Here is a 15,284-nt window from a genome sequence, read left to right on the forward strand (position 1 = left end):
ATCTGTCAGGCGTTGTAGCGGAGCATGCGGGCGCGCTCAAGGGAAGGAATTGAGGCTTTTTCTCATGGAAGCCCTTCTCCCGCCGCAATTGAAAGGACGGACCGCGTGACACAGGACAGCGCCCGGGACAGCATGATGGATGGCCTGACCCTCTCCCTCTCCGGGCGGCTCGACCCGGACGAGGTGAAGCAGATCCACGGCGAACTGCGCGCCTTCAACGAGCGCTTCACCGCCCCCTACGACCTGCGGGACGTATTGGCGACCGTCCGCGACGCGGACGGGGCGCTGATGGCCGGGCTGACCGGCTACACGAACTGGGAGTGGCTGTATGTGGACTATCTGTGGGTCCATGACAGCCGGCGCGGCGGCGGGCTCGGCGCCTGCCTGCTGGCCGCCGCAGAGGCGGAGGCGGTGAAGCGCGGCTGCCGCTGGTCGCGCCTTTACACCTACGATTTCCAGGCGCCGGGCTTCTACCGCAAGCAGGGCTACGAGGTGTGGGCGGAGATGGAAGGCTATCCGCCGGGGCACACGCAGATCTGGCTCAGGAAGGCTCTACGGCGGGACGGGGAATAGCCTGCACGGCGGACTCGTTGCGCTTCAGGAAGACGATCACCGCGCAAACCACCACCATCCCGGCGAGCTGGGGCAATTCGAAGGTTTCGCCCAGCAGAAGGAAGGCCGTCACTCCGGCGAAGACGGGATCGAGCATGCCGATCACCGTCGCCGGGAACGGCTCGATGGTCTTCAGCCCTTCCAGATAGAGCCAATAAGGCGCCACCGTGCCGAACACGCCGATGAACAACACGAAGCCCACCGTCTCCCAGGTCACCTCGACCGCCGCGTAATCAATGGCGGGAGTGGCGAGCAGCCAGAACAGCGCCGACAGGAAGAAGGGCCAGAAGGTCATCGACCAGCTGTCCAACCCCCGCCGGTGGCCGTGGGCGCAGCGGACGTTGTAGGCGGCGAAGGACACGGCGCAGAGCATCCCCACCGCCGCCCCCAGCGCGTTCCCCGACCACAGGGCCGGGTCGTAGGCGCCGACCAGCAGGAAGCAGCCGGCGGCGTTGCCCGCCAGGATCAGCGCGACCGCCCGGTTCATCCGGTGGGTGCCGAGCAGCAGCCCGGCGGCCACGATCAGCATGGGCGCGGTGTATTCCAGCATCAGCGCCAGCGCCACGTTGGTCAGGGCGATGGCGTAGAAGAAGGTCAGGTTGACCAGCGTCAGCCAGACCGCCAGCTCTCCCAGGAACGGCAGGTCCGCCCGCCGCACCCGGATCGGCCGGCCGAGCGCCAGCATGATCATGGCCAGCACGGCGGCGGACACCATGGCGCGCACCGCGATCATCACCAGCGGCGGCATAGCGGCGACGAACATCATCTTGGCCGCCGTCCCGGCCACACCGAACAGCAGGGCGGAGGCGACGATGCAGCCATAGCCCCACAGGCGCCCCCGCGCCGGATCAACCGCCATAACCCCGCCCTGCCCCGTTCCCGATCGGCGGCAACGATACCGTGCGAATGAAGCCGGACCGATGCGGCAAATGCGTCACCGACCTTGCAACGGTCAGCCCGGCTGGCCGTCCTTCTCCCGCCCGCGCGCCTGCTCCTTGCGCTTGCGCAGGTTCTCGCGCAGGCGGGCGGCGAGCCGGTCCTTCTTGTTGTCCTTCTTCGGCGGGACAGCAGCGGAGGTCTTGGTCTGGTCTTCCGTGGTCATGCGGCGCTCGCGGCAAGCGGGGCCGGGGCGGCGGCGCTGCCCCAGCGGCGGTTCCAGTCCTGGAACATCAGCACGTTCCAGAGACGATGCTGGTTGTTGCGGGTTCCCGCCAAATGCTCCGCCCAGCAGGCACGGATCGGCGCGGGATCGAAGAAGCCCTCCCGGCGCAGCCGCCCCTCGTCCAGCAAATCCTCCGCCCAGTCGCGCAGCGGGCCGCGCAGCCAGCCGTCCAGCGGAATGGCGAAACCGGCCTTGGGCCGCTCCACCAGGGCCGGCGGAACATGGCGGTAGAGCACCTGACGCAGCAGCCACTTGCCCTTGCCGTCGCGCAGCTTCTGCGCGGGCGGCACGCGCCAGGCGAACTCCATCACCCGGTGGTCGAGCAGCGGCACGCGCGCCTCCAGCGACACGCCCATGCTGGCGCGATCCACCTTGGCCAGGATGTCGTCCGGCAGATAGGTGACGCTGTCGAGATGCTGCATGCGCTCGACGAAATCCGGGATGCCCGCCGCCAGCCCGTCGTCCCAAGTCAGGCCATGTGGCTCCCGCCCGCCGCGGACCAGCGCGTCGGGGTCCTGCCACTGGCTGACCAGCCGGCGGTAGATGGCGTCCGGTCCAGCAGCGTCCAGCACGCCGGCGAGCTTGTGCAGCTTGTCGCCGGTCTGGCGCGGGCGGCGCCCTTCGGGGATCAGCCCGGCCAGCGCGTCCCAGCCCGCGGGCCGGACGGCGCGGATCAGTCCGGCCGCGCCGCGCCGCAACCCGGCGGGCAGCGGCGCCATGCGCCGCCACAGGGCGGGCGCCGTGATATAGCGGTTGTAGCCGGCGAACAGTTCGTCCCCGCCGTCGCCGGACAGGGCCACGGTGACGGAGCGCCGGGTCATCTCCGACACCAGCAGCGTCGGGATCTGCGAGCTGTCGGCGAAGGGTTCGTCGTACCAGTCGGCCAGCTTGGGGATGACCTCCAGCGCGTGGCTGGCCTCCACCCGAAGCTCGGTGTGCTCGGTGCCGAGATGGGCGGCGACGGCACGGGCGTGCACCGCCTCGTCGTAGCCGTCCTCGCCGAACCCGATGGTGAAGGTGCGCACCGGCCGCGCGCTCTGCGCCTGCATCAGCGCGACGACGGTGGAGCTGTCGATCCCGCCGGACAGAAAGGCGCCCAGCGGCACGTCGGCCATCATCTGCCGCCCGACCGCGTCCTTGAGCAGCGATTCCAGGGCATCCGTCGCGGCGGCGTCGGACAGCGCCAGCCGGTCGGCGATGCCGGCCCGCGCCGCGTCGCCGGCGTCCCAATAGACGATGCGCTCGGGGTCGCGCCCCGGACGGACGGTCAGGATGCTGCCCGGTTCCAGCTTGTGGACGCCCTGGTAGATGCTGTGCGGCGCCGGAACGTAGCTGAAACGGAGGTAGGCGGACAGCGCGTCGCGGTCGATCTCCGCCGCGAAGGCTGGATGGGCGCGCAGCGCCTTGGGCTGGGAGCCGAACAGCAGCGCCCCGCCCATCCGCGCCCAATAGAGCGGCTTCACCCCCAGATGGTCGCGCACCAGAAAGAGCGTGCGCTCGCGGCGGTCCCACAGGGCGAAAGCGAAGATGCCGACCAGACGGCGCACGGTGCGCTCGACGCCCCAGGCGGCGCAGCCTTCCAGCAGCACTTCGGTGTCCGAATGGCCGCGGAATTGGTGGCCGGCGGCTTCGAGCTCCGCCCGCAAATCCTGGAAATTGTAGATCTCGCCGTTGTAGGCGATCACCCAGCGCCCGTCCGCCGACTCCATCGGCTGCCGGCCCAGCGGTGACAGCTCGACGATGGCGAGCCGCCGGTGGCCAAACGCGATCCCGGCCTCCCCGTCCGCCCACACGCCGTCCCCGTCGGGGCCGCGGTGGGCGATGGTGCCGGCCATGCGCCGTGCTGTGGCCTCAAGCCCGGACTCAGGGCCCGGGCTGGCCAGAAAGCCGCAGATTCCACACACGGCGCGCGCCCTCGCCTTTAGTGGTCGGACCGGTGCAGGATGCTGTCGCGCAGGCCGGTCTCGTAAGCCATGCCTTCGGCGGTCACGACGCCATAACCGGCGTCGCGGCGCAGCATGCCCTTGCGTTCGAGGATGGTCCAGACGGCCTCGTTGGTCAGGCCGGTGGCGTCGCGGGAGGCGACGACCGCGCTGCCCAGATGGAAGTGGTTGCCATGGGCATGCGGCAGGTTGGTGACCTGGAAGGCCCCCTCCTCGCCGTCCACCGGCTTCTGCTCCAGACGGGCAAGCTCCTGAAGGAGGGTCAGCGTCTTGAGCTGCAACGGATTGAGGTTCGCGGGATTCTTTTTCGGCGGCATGGAGTCCGGCTCGGCAACGTGATTAAGGTTGCGGCAGTAGATCGGGTGCGCCCGGCGCCTGTCAAGCGGAGGGCGCCGTTTGTGGGCTGGCGTCCCGCCATCGGCTCGGGCATAAGACGGGCTGTTGACGCGCGTGACGTTTGAGACAGGCGACTGGCCGATGCAGGCCCGTCAAGGATGGTGGATATGACGATCGTGGTCACCGGCGCGGCCGGTTTCATCGGCTCGCACGTCGCGGCGGCCTTGCTGGATCGCGGCGAGACGGTGTTGGGGATCGACAACCTCAACGACTACTATTCCGTGGCGTTGAAGGAGGCCCGTCTGGCCCGCCTCGCCAGCCGTCCCGGCTTCCGCTTCGTCAAGGCCGACGTGTCCGACCGCGCCGCCATCGAGGCGCTGGACCCCGATTTTGCCGACGCCACCGGCGTTGTCCATCTGGCCGCCCAGGCCGGCGTGCGCTATTCGCTGGAGAACCCCTACGCTTACGTCGACGCCAACGTCACCGGGCAGGTGGCGCTGCTGGAGGCGGCACGGCGCATGCCGAAGCTGAAGCATTTCGTCTACGCCTCGACCTCCTCGGTCTACGGCGCCAACAAGAAGATGCCCTTCTCGGTGGAGGACCGCGTCGATTCCCCCATGTCCATCTACGCTGCGACCAAGAAGGCGGCGGAGATGATGACCTACGCCTACTGCCACCTCTACAAGTTTCCGGCGACCGGCCTGCGCTTCTTCACCGTCTACGGTCCCTGGGGGCGTCCGGATATGGCCGCCTACCTGTTCGCCGACGCGATCATGGCGGGCCGCCCGATCCGCGTCTTCAACGAGGGCCGGATGAAGCGCGACTTCACCTTTGTCGAGGACATCGCGGCGGGCGTCCTGGCGGCGCTGGACCATCCGGCGACGCCCGACGTCAACGGTGCGCCTCACGCCGTCTACAACCTCGGCAACAACCGGACCGAGGACCTGATGCGCTTCATCGGCATCATCGAGGAATCGTTGGGCCGCGAGGCGCTGAAGGTCATGGAGCCGTTGCAGATGGGCGACGTGCCGGAAACCACCGCCGACATCGAGGCGAGCCGCCGCGACCTGGGCTACGAGCCGAAGACGCCGATCGACGTCGGCCTGCCCCGCTTCATCGCGTGGTACAAGGACTATCACGGCATTGCCTGAGGCCCGCCCCGTGAACGCCAGCCCTGCAAAGGCCAGCCACAAGCTGATCTATCTGGTGACGGAGGACTGGTATTTCTGGTCCCACCGTCTGCCCATGGCCCGCGCCGCCCGCGAGGCCGGGTTCGAGGTCGCCGTCGCCACCCGCGTCGCCCAGCACGGCCCCCGCATCGAGGCGGAGGGGTTTCGCGTGCTGCCCCTGTCCTGGCAGCGCCGCAGCATCAACCCGGCGGGCGCCCTGTCCGCGGTGGCGGAGATCGCCGCGCTGTACCGGCGGGAAGCGCCCGATCTGGTCCACCACGTCGCCATGAAGCCGGTTCTGCTGGGCGGGCTGGCCGCCGGGCTGGCCGGGGTACCGGCGGTGGCGAATGCTCTGACCGGGCTGGGCTCTGCCTTCCTCGGCACCGGCGGGCTGAAATCCCGCATCGCCGGGGCGGTGGCGCGCCCGCTGCTGCGCACCGTGCTGAAGCGCCCGAACAGCCTGACCATCCTCCAGAACGAGGACGACCGGAAAACACTGGTGGCCGCCGGGCTGCTGCCCGACGAGCGGGCCTGGATCATCCGCGGTTCCGGCGTGGACACCGCCCATTATCAGGTTCTGCCCGAGCCGCCGGAACCGCCGGTGACGGTGGGCTGCGTCGCCCGCCTGCTGGCCGACAAGGGCGTCGGCCCGCTGGTCGAGGCGCAGCAGATGCTGCGGGCCAGGGGGCTGGACGTCCGGCTGCTGCTGGCCGGCACGCCCGATCCGGAAAACCCGACCTCGGTGACGCAGACCGATCTGGACCGCTGGGCCGCCCTGCCCGGTGTCGAGCTGCCCGGCCACAGCGCCGACGTGCGGCAGGTCTGGGCGCGCTGCCACGTCGCCGTTCTGGCCTCCCGCCGCGAGGGGCTGCCGAAGAGCCTGCTGGAGGCCGCCGCCTGCGGCCGCGCCATCGTCGCCACCGACGTGCCGGGCTGCCGCGAGGTGGCGCACGCCGGCGAAAACGCCCTCCTGGTCCCGCCCGACAACGCTGCGGCCCTGGCCGACGCGCTGGAGGTGCTGGTGCGCGACGCCGCCCTGCGCCGACGCTTCGGCGCCGCCAGCCGGCGTCTGGTCGAATCCGACATGGCGTCCGACCGGGTGGGTGCGAAGACGGTCGAGCTGTACCGCCGGCTGCTGGGGTCCGCCCAGCCCGGCGCGGCCCCGGTTGCGGAGGCATCATGAGCGGCCCTCTGGCCCTGTTCCTTTCTTTGGCCGGCAGCTTCGCGCTGTCCTGGCTGCTGACCGGGCGAGTGCTCGCCTATCTGCGGCACAGGGCGATCCTCGATCACCCGAACGACCGCTCCAGCCACTCCATCCCGACGCCGCGCGGTGGCGGCTGGGGAGTCATGCTGACCCTGCTGCCCGTCTGGACGCTGATCGCCGTGACGGCGGACGATCCGCTGCGGGCGCTGCCCATCCTGGCCGGGACAGTGGCGCTGATGGCGGTGTCCTGGATGGACGACCGGCGCGGGCTGGGGCCGAAGCCGCGCTTCCTCGCCCAGATCGCCGCGGTGGCCGCCGGAATCAGCGCATTGCCCGGCGAGGGGCTGGTCTTCCAAGGGCTGCTGCCCTTCTGGGCGGACCGGCTGGTGGCTGCGGTCGGCTGGCTGTGGTTCGTGAACCTGTTCAATTTCATGGACGGCATCGACGGGCTGGCCGGCGGCGAGGCCGCATCCATCGGTGCCGGGCTGGCTCTGGTCGCCTCCCTCGGAGCGCTCGACCCTTCGCTGCCGCTCTATGGGCTGTCTGCGGCGGGGGCCGCATTGGGTTTCCTGGTGTGGAACTGGCACCCCGCCAAGCTCTTCATGGGCGATGTCGGCAGCGTGCCGCTGGGCTTCACGCTGGGCTGGCTGCTGCTCGCCATGGCGGCGGCAGGGCTGTGGGTGGCAGCGCTTCTCATCCCCGCCTATTTCCTGGCCGACGCCACCGTCACCCTGCTGCGCCGTCTGGCCGAAGGCAAGAAGGTCTGGCAGGCCCACCGCGAACATTTCTATCAGAAGGCCACCCAGCGCGGGCGCAACCACGCCCAGGTGGTTCGTCTGGTCCTGGCGCTGAACGCCGCGCTGCTTCTGCTGGCCGTGGCGTCTCTGGCGCTCGGCTGGACGGTGCTGCCGGCGGGAGCCGCGGCGGTCGTGCTGCTGCTGGCCCTGCTGGCGCGGCCTGTGCGGGCGGCGGCGTGATGCGCGTCCTGGTCACCGGGGCCACCGGTTTCGTCGCGCGGACGGTCGTCCCCCTGCTGGTGGAGCGCGGCCACAGCGTGCGCGCCGTGGTCCGCCGTCCCGACGCGCAGGTTCCGCAAGCCGTGGACACCGTCACCATCGGCGACATCGGCCCTGCCACCGCCTGGGGCAACGCGCTCCAGGGCATGGACGCGGTGGTCCATCTGGCCGCCCGCGTCCATGTCATGCGGGACCGCGAATCCGATCCGCTGGCGGCCTTCCGCCGCGTCAACACCGCCGGCACCCGCGTGCTGGCCGAAGCCGCAGCGGCGGCCGGCGTCAAGCGGATGGTCTATCTCAGCAGCGTGAAGGCGCTGGCCGACGAGAGCCGCCCCGACGAGCTGAGCGAGGAGACCGAGCCCGATCCGCATTCCCCCTACGGCATCTCCAAGCTGGAGGCCGAACGGGCGCTGGCGGAGATCTCGGCCCGCACCGGGCTGGAGGCCGTGGTGATCCGCCCGCCGCTGGTCTACGGCCCCGGCGTGGGCGGCAACTTCCTGCGGCTGATGCAGGCGGTGGACCGCGGCATCCCCTTGCCCCTGGGCGCCCTGGAGAACCGACGCAGCCTGATCTTCGTGGGCAACCTCGCCGACGCCATCCAGGAGTGCCTGACCCACCCGCAGGCGGCGGGCGGTCGGTTCCTGGTCCATGACGGGCGTCCGATGTCCACGGCGGAGCTGGTGCGGGCCATCGCGGAGGCGCTGGGCAAGCCCGCGCGCCTTCTGCCCGTGCCGCCGTCGCTCCTGACCCTCGCCGCGCGGCTGGCCCGGCGGGAGGCCATGCTGGACCGCGTCGCCGGCTCGCTGGTGATCGACGACGGGGCCATCCGCCGCGCGCTGAACTGGCGCCCGCCCTGCTACCCCGCGTACGGCTTGCGCCTGACCGCCGAATGGTTCAAAGCTGTGCGCGGCTGAACGGCCAAGATGGGCCTGGGATTTCCCGAAAGGGAGCAGCCCCGGCGAAGCGATAGTCTAAGGTAAAGCGCATGCGTATCCCGTCTCCGCGGGCGTCCCTCGTCTACCTGCACGATCTGACGATGACGGCCGCTGCCCTGATCGTGGCTCTGTATCTGCGCGTGGGCGAGCAGGCGTTCCAGGAATACAGAGACCCGCTGCTGACCGGCCTGCCCATCCTGGTGCTGATCGCGGCGGTGGTGTTCCGCTTCTCCGGGCTGTATCGCGGCATCTGGCGCTACGCCTCCGTTCCCGATCTGGCGCAGCTTCTGCGTGCGGTCACGACGGTGGTGCTGTGCTTCCTGGCGGTCATGTTCCTGCTGACCCGGCTTGAGGCCCTGCCGCGCTCCCTGCCGGTCATCCTGTGGTTCGTGCAACTCGTTCTGCTGGGCGGGCCGCGTTTCGCCTACCGCCTTTTGAAAGACCGGCGTCTCGGCCTCCATGATCGGCAAGCGGGGGGGGTGCCGCGCATCCCGGTGCTCCTGCTCGGCGTCAGCGACGCGGCGGAGCTGTTCATCCGCTCGCTGGACCAGAACGCCGGCGCCGCCTACCGGGTGGTCGGCCTGCTCGATGACAAGAACCGGCGCATCGGCCACGCCATCCGCGGCGTGCCGGTGCTGGGCGGCCCCGACGACCTCTCCCGCGTGGTCGAGGATCTGGCGCAGCGCGGCGACCGCCCGCAGCGCCTGATCGTCGCCAAGGGTCAGGCCGACGTGCCCGGCACCGTGCTGCGCGATCTGCTGGAGCAGGCGGAATCGCTCGGCCTGTCCATGGCCCGCCTGCCCAGCCTGACCGAGTTCAAGTCGGCGCTGGGGGAAGGCAAGATCGAGGTGCGCCCGATCGCGCTGGAGGATCTGCTGGGCCGCCCCCAGGCGGTTCTCGACCGCGGCGCCATCGCCAGCCTCGTCACCGGGCGGCGCGTCGTCGTCACCGGAGCGGGCGGCACCATCGGCAGCGAACTGGTCCGCCAGATCGCCGCTCTCAAGCCGGAAACGCTGACCCTGGTCGACGCCGGGGAGTTCAACCTCTACAGCATCGAGATGGAGGTGCGGGAGCGCTTCCCCGCCCTGGCGCTCCAGGCGGTGATCGCCGACGTGCGCGACCGCGACCGCATCTTCCGCCTGTTCCAGGCGCAGCGCCCGCACATGGTCTTCCACGCCGCGGCGCTGAAGCATGTGCCGCTGGTGGAGGCCAACCCGGCGGAAGGCGCTCTGACCAACGTCATCGGCACCCGCAACGTCGCCGACGCAGCGAGGGCCAACGGCTGTCAGGCGATGGTCCTGGTGTCCACCGACAAGGCGATCCGCCCGACCAGCGTGATGGGCGCCACCAAGCGCTTCGCCGAATGCTATTGTCAGGCGCTCGATATGCTGCCGCCGCGCGATGGCGGCGAGACGGCGACCCGCTACATGACGGTCCGCTTCGGCAACGTGCTGGGTTCCAGCGGGTCGGTGGTGCCGCTGTTCACCCGCCAGCTCGCCAAGGGCGGCCCGCTGACCGTCACCCATCCCGACATGCGCCGCTATTTCATGACGGTGCGGGAGGCGGTGGAACTGGTGCTCCAGGCCTCGGCCCACGGCGTGGCCCGCCTGGAGGATCGCGGCAAGGTGCTGGTTCTCGACATGGGCGAGCCGGTGAAGATCGTCGACCTCGCGCGGCAGATGATCCGGCTGGCCGGTTACCGGCCCGGCCACGACATCAGGATCGAGTTCACCGGCCTGCGCCCCGGCGAGAAGCTGTTTGAGGAGATACTGACCTCGACCGAGGCCCCGTCGCGCACGGAGGCCGACGGCGTGTTCCTCGCCTCGCCCCGCGTGATCGATTACGCCCTCATCAACCGCGCGCTGGGCGAGCTGGAAACGGCGGCACGGGCGGGGGATGCGGAGCGGGTGATGACCATCCTGTCCAACATCGTCCCCGACTTCCGTGCGGAGGCCGTCCTGCCGCCGCCGAGCGCCTTCGGCAACGCTGCGGCAACCGGCGAGGCGGATCGCTAACCAAGGTGGCGACGACGGACGGTGCGCGAACCGCGCGTGACCATGGGCGGGGATTTCCCCGCCCATTTTTCTTTGCTGAAAAGGCACTTCACCGCTTGCATCAGCGCAGAGCCTGTGGCATAACCCGCGCCACTTCGACGGTTGGCCGCAAGTTCTTTCCGGCCAACGACACCGTCCCGGCGCTGCCGTAGCTCAGTGGTAGAGCACTCCCTTGGTAAGGGAGAGGTCGAGAGTTCAATCCTCTCTGGCAGCACCATCCTCCCCCTTCATGATTTCTTCCAGAATGCTGAAGCGCAGCCGTTGACCGGCTTGCGTGGCTTTTTGCGTTCTGCACTCAGCGATGGATCTGGGCCTTTGCCCCCACCCCAACCCTTTCCCGCTTCGCAGGAGAGGGAAAGGGTTGGGGTGGGGGCAAAGGCTCGCCAAACCAGGCACCCTCCCCCAACGCCCAAAAAGAAAAACGCCGCCCCGGATCGCTCCGGAGCGGCGTTTCCCTTGGAACCCGGACGGGCGCCGTCGTTAGTCGACGACGGTCACGCCACGGCGGTTCTGCGCCCAGGAGGCCTCGTTCGAGCCGAGGACCGCCGGCTTCTCCTTGCCGTAGGAGATGACCTTGACGCGCGAGGCGTTGATGCCGCCGGCGACGAGGTAATTCTTCACCGAGTTGGCGCGACGCTCGCCCAGGGCGAGGTTGTACTCGCGGGTGCCGCGCTCGTCGGCGTGGCCTTCGACGGTCACGGTGACGTTCGGGTACTGCTTCAGCCAGGAAGCCTGACGGTCCAGGGTGGCGCGAGCCTCCGGAGCCAGGTCGTAGCGGTCGAGACCGAAGAACACGCGGTCGCCGACGTTGACGACCAGGTCTTCCTGCGAGCCCGGACGGATCTGGCTGGACGTGGCGGCGCCAGAAGCGTTGGCGTTGCCGGCATCCTTCGGAGCGGTTTCGCAAGCGGCAACCAGAGCGACGGCGGCGATCAGGCTCAGATACTTGATACGCATGTTAAATGACCCCCTAAGCGACACGAGATGTTTTGACCGGATTGTGGAGAAAGAACGCCGCCGACTTCCGCCAGACCCCGACGGAAGTACCGACTTCCGGCCTTCGTCTTGAGCGTCGTTCTTGCGCGCGCAAAATAGGGCTACTCCACTAGGGAATCAAGGGCGACCATGCGGGATCGGAGCCGTCGAGCGGAGTGATCACACGGCGTTCGTTTGCCCCCGTCACGTCGATCGTGTAGAGCTTCGCGCTTCGCCCGCGGCCGTCGCCGGCCGGAACATCGCGGAAGAAGCTCAGCACGCGGCCGTTCGGCGCCCAGGTCGGGCCTTCCACATGGAACGACTCGGTCAGGATGCGCTCGCCGGTGCCGTCCGGACGGATGACACCCAGGGCGAAGTTGCTGCCGCGCTGGCGGGTGAAGGCGATCAGATCACCGCGCGGCGACCACACCGGGGTGCCGTAGCGGCCCTCGCCGAAGGTCAGCCGCTTCTGCCCCGAACCGTCCGCGCCCATGATGTAGAGCTGCTGGCTGCCGCCGCGGTCCGACTCGAAGACGATGCGCTGGCCGTCCGGCGAGTAACTGGGGCCGGTGTCGATGCCCGGCGAATCGGTGAGCTGGGTCTGGCGGCGGGTGCGCAGGTCCAGGGCGTAGATGTCGGTGTTGCCGTTCTGCGCCATGCTCATGACGACCTTGTTGCCGTCCGGCGAGAAGCGCGGGGCGAAGGTCATGCCGACGAAGTCGCCGAGGACTTCCTGGCGGCCGCTGTCGATGTTGAACAGGTACACGCGCGGCTTCTTGTTGAAGTACGACATGTAGGTGATTTCCTGGGTCGCCGGCGAGAAGCGCGGCGTCAGGACGAGGTTCTTGCCATCGGTCAGGAACTGATGGTTCTCACCGTCCTGGTCCATGATGGCGAGCTGCTTCTTGCGCGCGTTGGCCGGGCCGGATTCGGCCACGTAGACGATGCGCGTGTCGAAATAGCCCTCTTCGCCGGTCAGCCGCTTGTAAATGGCGTCGGCGACGATGTGGGCGATGCGGCGCCAGCTGTCGGCGGTCGCGGTGTAGCTCAGCCCCTGCATGTACTGGCCGGCGGCGACGTCCCACAGGCGGAAGTCGACCTTCATGCGGCCGTCGCCCATGGCGGTGGTGTTGCCGGCGACCAGCGCCTGGGCGCCGACGGCGCGCCAGTCCTGGTAGCGCGGCTCGCCGGAGCGGAGCTGGTCCGGGGTCTGCAGGAAGCCCTTGGGGTCGAGCGGCCTGAACAGGCCCGACCGCTCCAGATCGGCGGCGACCACCTTTGAGATGTCCGAGCCGACCTGCGCCTCGCGCCCGCCGGCACCGGCGAAGCTGGTGATGGCGATCGGCAGCGGCTCGACCACGCCCTTGGTGATGTCGATTCGCACCTCGGCGCGGGCCGGGGCGGGCGCCGCGACGCCGAGGGCGAGCAGCAGAGCGCCGGCGCAACCGGCGGCCTTCAGCAGGAGCCTCGTCTTCTTCGTCATGGTCAGAACATGTCCCTCGGGTCGAAATTGAACACGAAGTAACGCCACTCTTCATACCGGGCGGGCGTGAAGTCGCCGGAGAACTCGCCGATGGGCAGGGGGCTGGTTTTGCGGATCGCGCGGATCGCCGCATCGACCGATGCCCGGAAGGCGGCATCGGAGCGGTAGCGGGCCTCGTATTTCGGATCGGCGGTGACGTTCAGCACCGTTCCGTCGCGGCTCAGTTCCACGCGAAGCTCGACCTGCATGTTTCCGGCGTCCTTGCGGCCCGGATCGAAGTTCCAGTTCTTGCCGACCGCGCCGCGGATGCCGTCGATGGCGCGCCCGGACGGCTTGAACGGCTTGTCCGGACCGTTCACCGCCTTGGCAGCCCCCGAGGGCGCCGGCGACGCGGCCGCGTGCTGGGTCGGCTTGGCGTCGGCCTTGCTCTCCGACGCCGCCGGCTTGGCCGGGGCGTTCTTCTGAACGTTCTTCAGAAGGTCGGCCAGCGCGTCGGTCTTCTCCGGCGGCTTCTCCGGCTTCTTCGGCTCGGCCTTCGGAGGCTCGGGCTTGGCCGGCTCGGGCTTCTTGGGCTCGGGCTTGGGCGGTTCCGGTTTGGCCGGCTCCGGCTTCGGCGGCTCGGGCTTCTTCGGCTCCGGCTTTGGGGGCTCGGGCTTGGGAGGCTCAGGCTTCGGCGGTTCCGGTTTGGGCGGCTCCGGCTTCGGAGGCTGCGGCTTCGGTTCCGGCTTGGGCTCGGGCGGCTTGACCACCGGCGCCGGCGCCGGATCGGGCGGCGGCGGGGGCGGCGCCGGCTTGGGCGGCGGCGGCGGTTCGCGCGCCGGGGGCGGCGTCACCTGGGCGACCTTGGGCGGCTCCGGAACCTTCGGCTCGGGCCGGGGCGGCGGCGGGGGCGGCGGCTCGCTGGCCGGTTCCGGCGGCGCGGGGGCCGGCGGACTCGGCTTGGCCTCGGGGACCGGCGGCTTGGGGGCCGCATTCGGGACAGGCGGCTTCGGCTCGCCCTTGTCGACGCGCGCGGCCTGCGTCACCTCGCCCATGTCCACGATCTCGATCGGGATGGACTCGGGGATGTCCAGCTTGCGATCGCTGGGCGGCATGCCGAGCACGAACAGCGCGACCAGCGCGACGTGCAGCGTTGCCGAGGCGATCAGGGGTTTGCGCATGGGTCAGCCTTCAACTCGCCGTGGCGTCTCAGCGCTGCGCCGAGCCGCCGACGCGCGGCCCGGTGGCGCCCGGCCCGCTGGGCATCTCGGCGACCAGCCCGACCTTCTTGAAGCCGGCGGCGCTCATGGTGCCCATCACCTCCAGCATCTTGCCATAGGCGATCTTCGCGTCGCCGCGCACCAGGATGCGGGCGTCTGGGTTGTTGTTGGTGACGGCGATCAGCAGCGGCACCATGTTGGCCGTCTCCACCGCCGTCTCCTGCACATAGACCCGGCCGTCGGACTGCACGGTCACGAACAGCGGGTCCTTCTGCGCCTCCAGCGGGGCGGCGTTGGTCTTCGGCAGATCCACCGGCACGCCGACGGTCAGCAGCGGTGCCGCGACCATGAAGACGATCAGCAGCACCAGCATGACGTCGATGAAGGGCGTCATGTTGATGTCGGCCATCGCGCGGTATCCGCGGCGGCGGCCCCGACCGTGGCCGCCCTTTCCTGCGAGCTGGGCTCCCATGTCAGGCGGCTCCCCGCTCCTCGAGGTGGCGCGACAGGATCGCCGAGAACTCGCCCGAGAAGGTCTCCAGCCGGTCGGCGTAGCGGCCGAGGTCGGTGGTGAACTTGTTGTACGAGATCACGGCGGGAATGGCGGCCACGAGACCCAGCGCCGTGGCGAACAGCGCCTCGGCGATGCCGGGCGCGACGACGGCGAGGCTGGTGTTGCCCGACGCGGCGATGGAGGTGAAGGAGTTCATGATGCCCCACACCGTGCCGAACAGGCCGATGAAGGGGGCCGTCGAACCAACCGACGCCAGGAAGGTCATGTAGCGCTCGGCGCGCAGCATCTCGCGCCCGATGGTCACCGACATGACGCGTTCGACCCGCTGCTGCAGCGACCCCTTCATGGAGCCGATGCCGCGGTCGGCGGCGTGGCGCCATTCGCGCATGCCGGCGGCGAAGGTCGCCGACATCGGATCGCTCGGGTTCTGGCCGATGCGGTCGTACAGCGCGTCCAGCGAACCGCCCGACCAGAAGCTCTCCTCGAAGGCGTCCGCCTGCGCGTTCAGGCGGCGGATGCGCATCAGCTTCTCGATGATGATGGCCCAGCACCACACCGAGGCAACCAGCAGCATCAGCATCACGACCTTGACGATCATGTCGGCCTGCCAGAACAGGCCCCACATCGTGATGTCGTGAGCCTTCGCTGCGGCCCCGACCACCTGGGCGGAATTCAGATCCAT

Annotated in this window: 15 protein-coding genes and 1 tRNA gene; 7 read left to right on the forward strand and 9 right to left on the reverse strand. The window is 69.6% G+C overall.

The window, feature by feature from the left end:
• The first annotated feature begins 105 nt into the window (after window positions 1–105).
• Window positions 106–573, forward strand: a complete 468-nt coding sequence (locus AMK58_RS09210; protein ID WP_236778095.1) for a GNAT family N-acetyltransferase — start codon at window positions 106–108, stop codon at window positions 571–573.
• Here the strand turns inward: AMK58_RS09210 and AMK58_RS09215 are convergent.
• The 4 genes from AMK58_RS09215 to AMK58_RS09225 form a co-directional block, all read right to left on the reverse strand.
• Window positions 542–1,471 carry a DMT family transporter gene (locus AMK58_RS09215; RefSeq protein ID WP_035674023.1) on the reverse strand — a complete coding sequence of 310 codons (930 nt, stop codon included), beginning with the start codon at window positions 1,469–1,471 and terminating at the stop codon, window positions 542–544. The two genes, AMK58_RS09210 and AMK58_RS09215, sit on opposite strands and share 32 nt — an antisense overlap.
• 93 nt (window positions 1,472–1,564) lie before the next feature.
• Window positions 1,565–1,714 (reverse strand): hypothetical protein, encoded by a 150-nt coding sequence (locus tag AMK58_RS30365; RefSeq protein WP_156355535.1) that lies wholly within the window; start codon window positions 1,712–1,714, stop codon window positions 1,565–1,567.
• Window positions 1,711–3,678 carry an asparagine synthase (glutamine-hydrolyzing) gene (gene asnB, locus AMK58_RS09220; protein WP_059398826.1) on the reverse strand — a complete coding sequence of 656 codons (1,968 nt, stop codon included), beginning with the start codon at window positions 3,676–3,678 and terminating at the stop codon, window positions 1,711–1,713. Before asnB ends, AMK58_RS30365 begins: the two co-directional genes overlap by 4 nt.
• A 17-nt stretch (window positions 3,679–3,695) precedes the next feature.
• Window positions 3,696–4,034 (reverse strand): hypothetical protein, encoded by a 339-nt coding sequence (locus tag AMK58_RS09225; protein WP_035680544.1) that lies wholly within the window; start codon window positions 4,032–4,034, stop codon window positions 3,696–3,698.
• Between the two features lie 186 nt (window positions 4,035–4,220).
• Between AMK58_RS09225 and AMK58_RS09230 the strand changes: the two genes are divergently transcribed.
• From AMK58_RS09230 to AMK58_RS09255, 6 genes are all read left to right on the forward strand, one after another.
• Window positions 4,221–5,204: an SDR family NAD(P)-dependent oxidoreductase gene (locus AMK58_RS09230; protein ID WP_035680547.1), complete on the forward strand. Its 984-nt coding sequence runs from the start codon at window positions 4,221–4,223 to the stop codon at window positions 5,202–5,204.
• Window positions 5,205–5,214: 10 nt separating this feature from the next.
• Window positions 5,215–6,405: a glycosyltransferase family 4 protein gene (locus AMK58_RS09235; RefSeq protein ID WP_236778096.1), complete on the forward strand. Its 1,191-nt coding sequence runs from the start codon at window positions 5,215–5,217 to the stop codon at window positions 6,403–6,405.
• On the forward strand, window positions 6,402–7,403 hold the full coding sequence (locus AMK58_RS09240; RefSeq protein WP_059398827.1) for an MraY family glycosyltransferase: 1,002 nt from the start codon (window positions 6,402–6,404) through the stop codon (window positions 7,401–7,403). The genes AMK58_RS09235 and AMK58_RS09240 overlap by 4 nt, the downstream gene beginning before the upstream one ends.
• Window positions 7,403–8,356 (forward strand): NAD-dependent epimerase/dehydratase family protein, encoded by a 954-nt coding sequence (locus tag AMK58_RS09245; RefSeq protein WP_035680550.1) that lies wholly within the window; start codon window positions 7,403–7,405, stop codon window positions 8,354–8,356. The genes AMK58_RS09240 and AMK58_RS09245 overlap by 1 nt, the downstream gene beginning before the upstream one ends.
• A gap of 71 nt (window positions 8,357–8,427) precedes the next feature.
• Entirely contained in the window at window positions 8,428–10,392 is a 1,965-nt protein-coding gene (locus AMK58_RS09250) for a polysaccharide biosynthesis protein (RefSeq protein WP_035680553.1), read from the forward strand.
• 181 nt (window positions 10,393–10,573) lie between these two features.
• Window positions 10,574–10,648 (forward strand) — tRNA-Thr (locus AMK58_RS09255).
• Between the two features lie 263 nt (window positions 10,649–10,911).
• Here the strand turns inward: AMK58_RS09255 and pal are convergent.
• The 5 genes from pal to tolQ all read right to left on the reverse strand — a co-directional run bounded on the left by pal (window position 10,912) and on the right by tolQ (window position 15,284).
• Window positions 10,912–11,388 carry a peptidoglycan-associated lipoprotein Pal gene (gene pal / locus AMK58_RS09260; RefSeq protein WP_035680555.1) on the reverse strand — a complete coding sequence of 159 codons (477 nt, stop codon included), beginning with the start codon at window positions 11,386–11,388 and terminating at the stop codon, window positions 10,912–10,914.
• A 148-nt stretch (window positions 11,389–11,536) separates the two neighbouring features.
• Window positions 11,537–12,889 (reverse strand): Tol-Pal system beta propeller repeat protein TolB, encoded by a 1,353-nt coding sequence (gene tolB, locus AMK58_RS09265; protein WP_035680557.1) that lies wholly within the window; start codon window positions 12,887–12,889, stop codon window positions 11,537–11,539.
• A gap of 2 nt (window positions 12,890–12,891) precedes the next feature.
• Window positions 12,892–14,049 (reverse strand): energy transducer TonB, encoded by a 1,158-nt coding sequence (locus AMK58_RS09270; protein WP_059398828.1) that lies wholly within the window; start codon window positions 14,047–14,049, stop codon window positions 12,892–12,894.
• 28 nt (window positions 14,050–14,077) lie between these two features.
• The gene (tolR, locus tag AMK58_RS09275; RefSeq protein WP_014240514.1) at window positions 14,078–14,560 is read right to left on the reverse strand and encodes a protein TolR; all 483 of its coding nucleotides are present in this window, start codon (window positions 14,558–14,560) and stop codon (window positions 14,078–14,080) included.
• 1 nt (window position 14,561) lies between these two features.
• Window positions 14,562–15,284, reverse strand: a complete 723-nt coding sequence (tolQ, locus tag AMK58_RS09280) for a protein TolQ (RefSeq protein ID WP_035674005.1) — start codon at window positions 15,282–15,284, stop codon at window positions 14,562–14,564.

The sequence above is a fragment of the Azospirillum brasilense genome (genome assembly GCF_001315015.1).
GTDB classification, from domain to species: domain Bacteria; phylum Pseudomonadota; class Alphaproteobacteria; order Azospirillales; family Azospirillaceae; genus Azospirillum; species Azospirillum brasilense.

Coding starts and splice junctions, on each gene's coding strand:
- AMK58_RS09215 (WP_035674023.1), bottom strand. CDS start 1,471: ATGGCGGTTGATCCGGCGCGGGGGCGCCTGTGGGGCTATGGCTGCATC.
- AMK58_RS30365 (WP_156355535.1), bottom strand. CDS start 1,714: ATGACCACGGAAGACCAGACCAAGACCTCCGCTGCTGTCCCGCCGAAG.
- AMK58_RS09225 (WP_035680544.1), bottom strand. CDS start 4,034: ATGCCGCCGAAAAAGAATCCCGCGAACCTCAATCCGTTGCAGCTCAAG.
- AMK58_RS09230 (WP_035680547.1), top strand. CDS start 4,221: ATGACGATCGTGGTCACCGGCGCGGCCGGTTTCATCGGCTCGCACGTC.
- AMK58_RS09240 (WP_059398827.1), top strand. CDS start 6,402: ATGAGCGGCCCTCTGGCCCTGTTCCTTTCTTTGGCCGGCAGCTTCGCG.
- AMK58_RS09245 (WP_035680550.1), top strand. CDS start 7,403: ATGCGCGTCCTGGTCACCGGGGCCACCGGTTTCGTCGCGCGGACGGTC.
- AMK58_RS09250 (WP_035680553.1), top strand. CDS start 8,428: ATGCGTATCCCGTCTCCGCGGGCGTCCCTCGTCTACCTGCACGATCTG.
- pal (WP_035680555.1), bottom strand. CDS start 11,388: ATGCGTATCAAGTATCTGAGCCTGATCGCCGCCGTCGCTCTGGTTGCC.
- tolB (WP_035680557.1), bottom strand. CDS start 12,889: ATGACGAAGAAGACGAGGCTCCTGCTGAAGGCCGCCGGTTGCGCCGGC.
- AMK58_RS09270 (WP_059398828.1), bottom strand. CDS start 14,049: ATGCGCAAACCCCTGATCGCCTCGGCAACGCTGCACGTCGCGCTGGTC.
- tolR (WP_014240514.1), bottom strand. CDS start 14,560: ATGGGAGCCCAGCTCGCAGGAAAGGGCGGCCACGGTCGGGGCCGCCGC.
- tolQ (WP_035674005.1), bottom strand. CDS start 15,284: ATGGATCTGAATTCCGCCCAGGTGGTCGGGGCCGCAGCGAAGGCTCAC.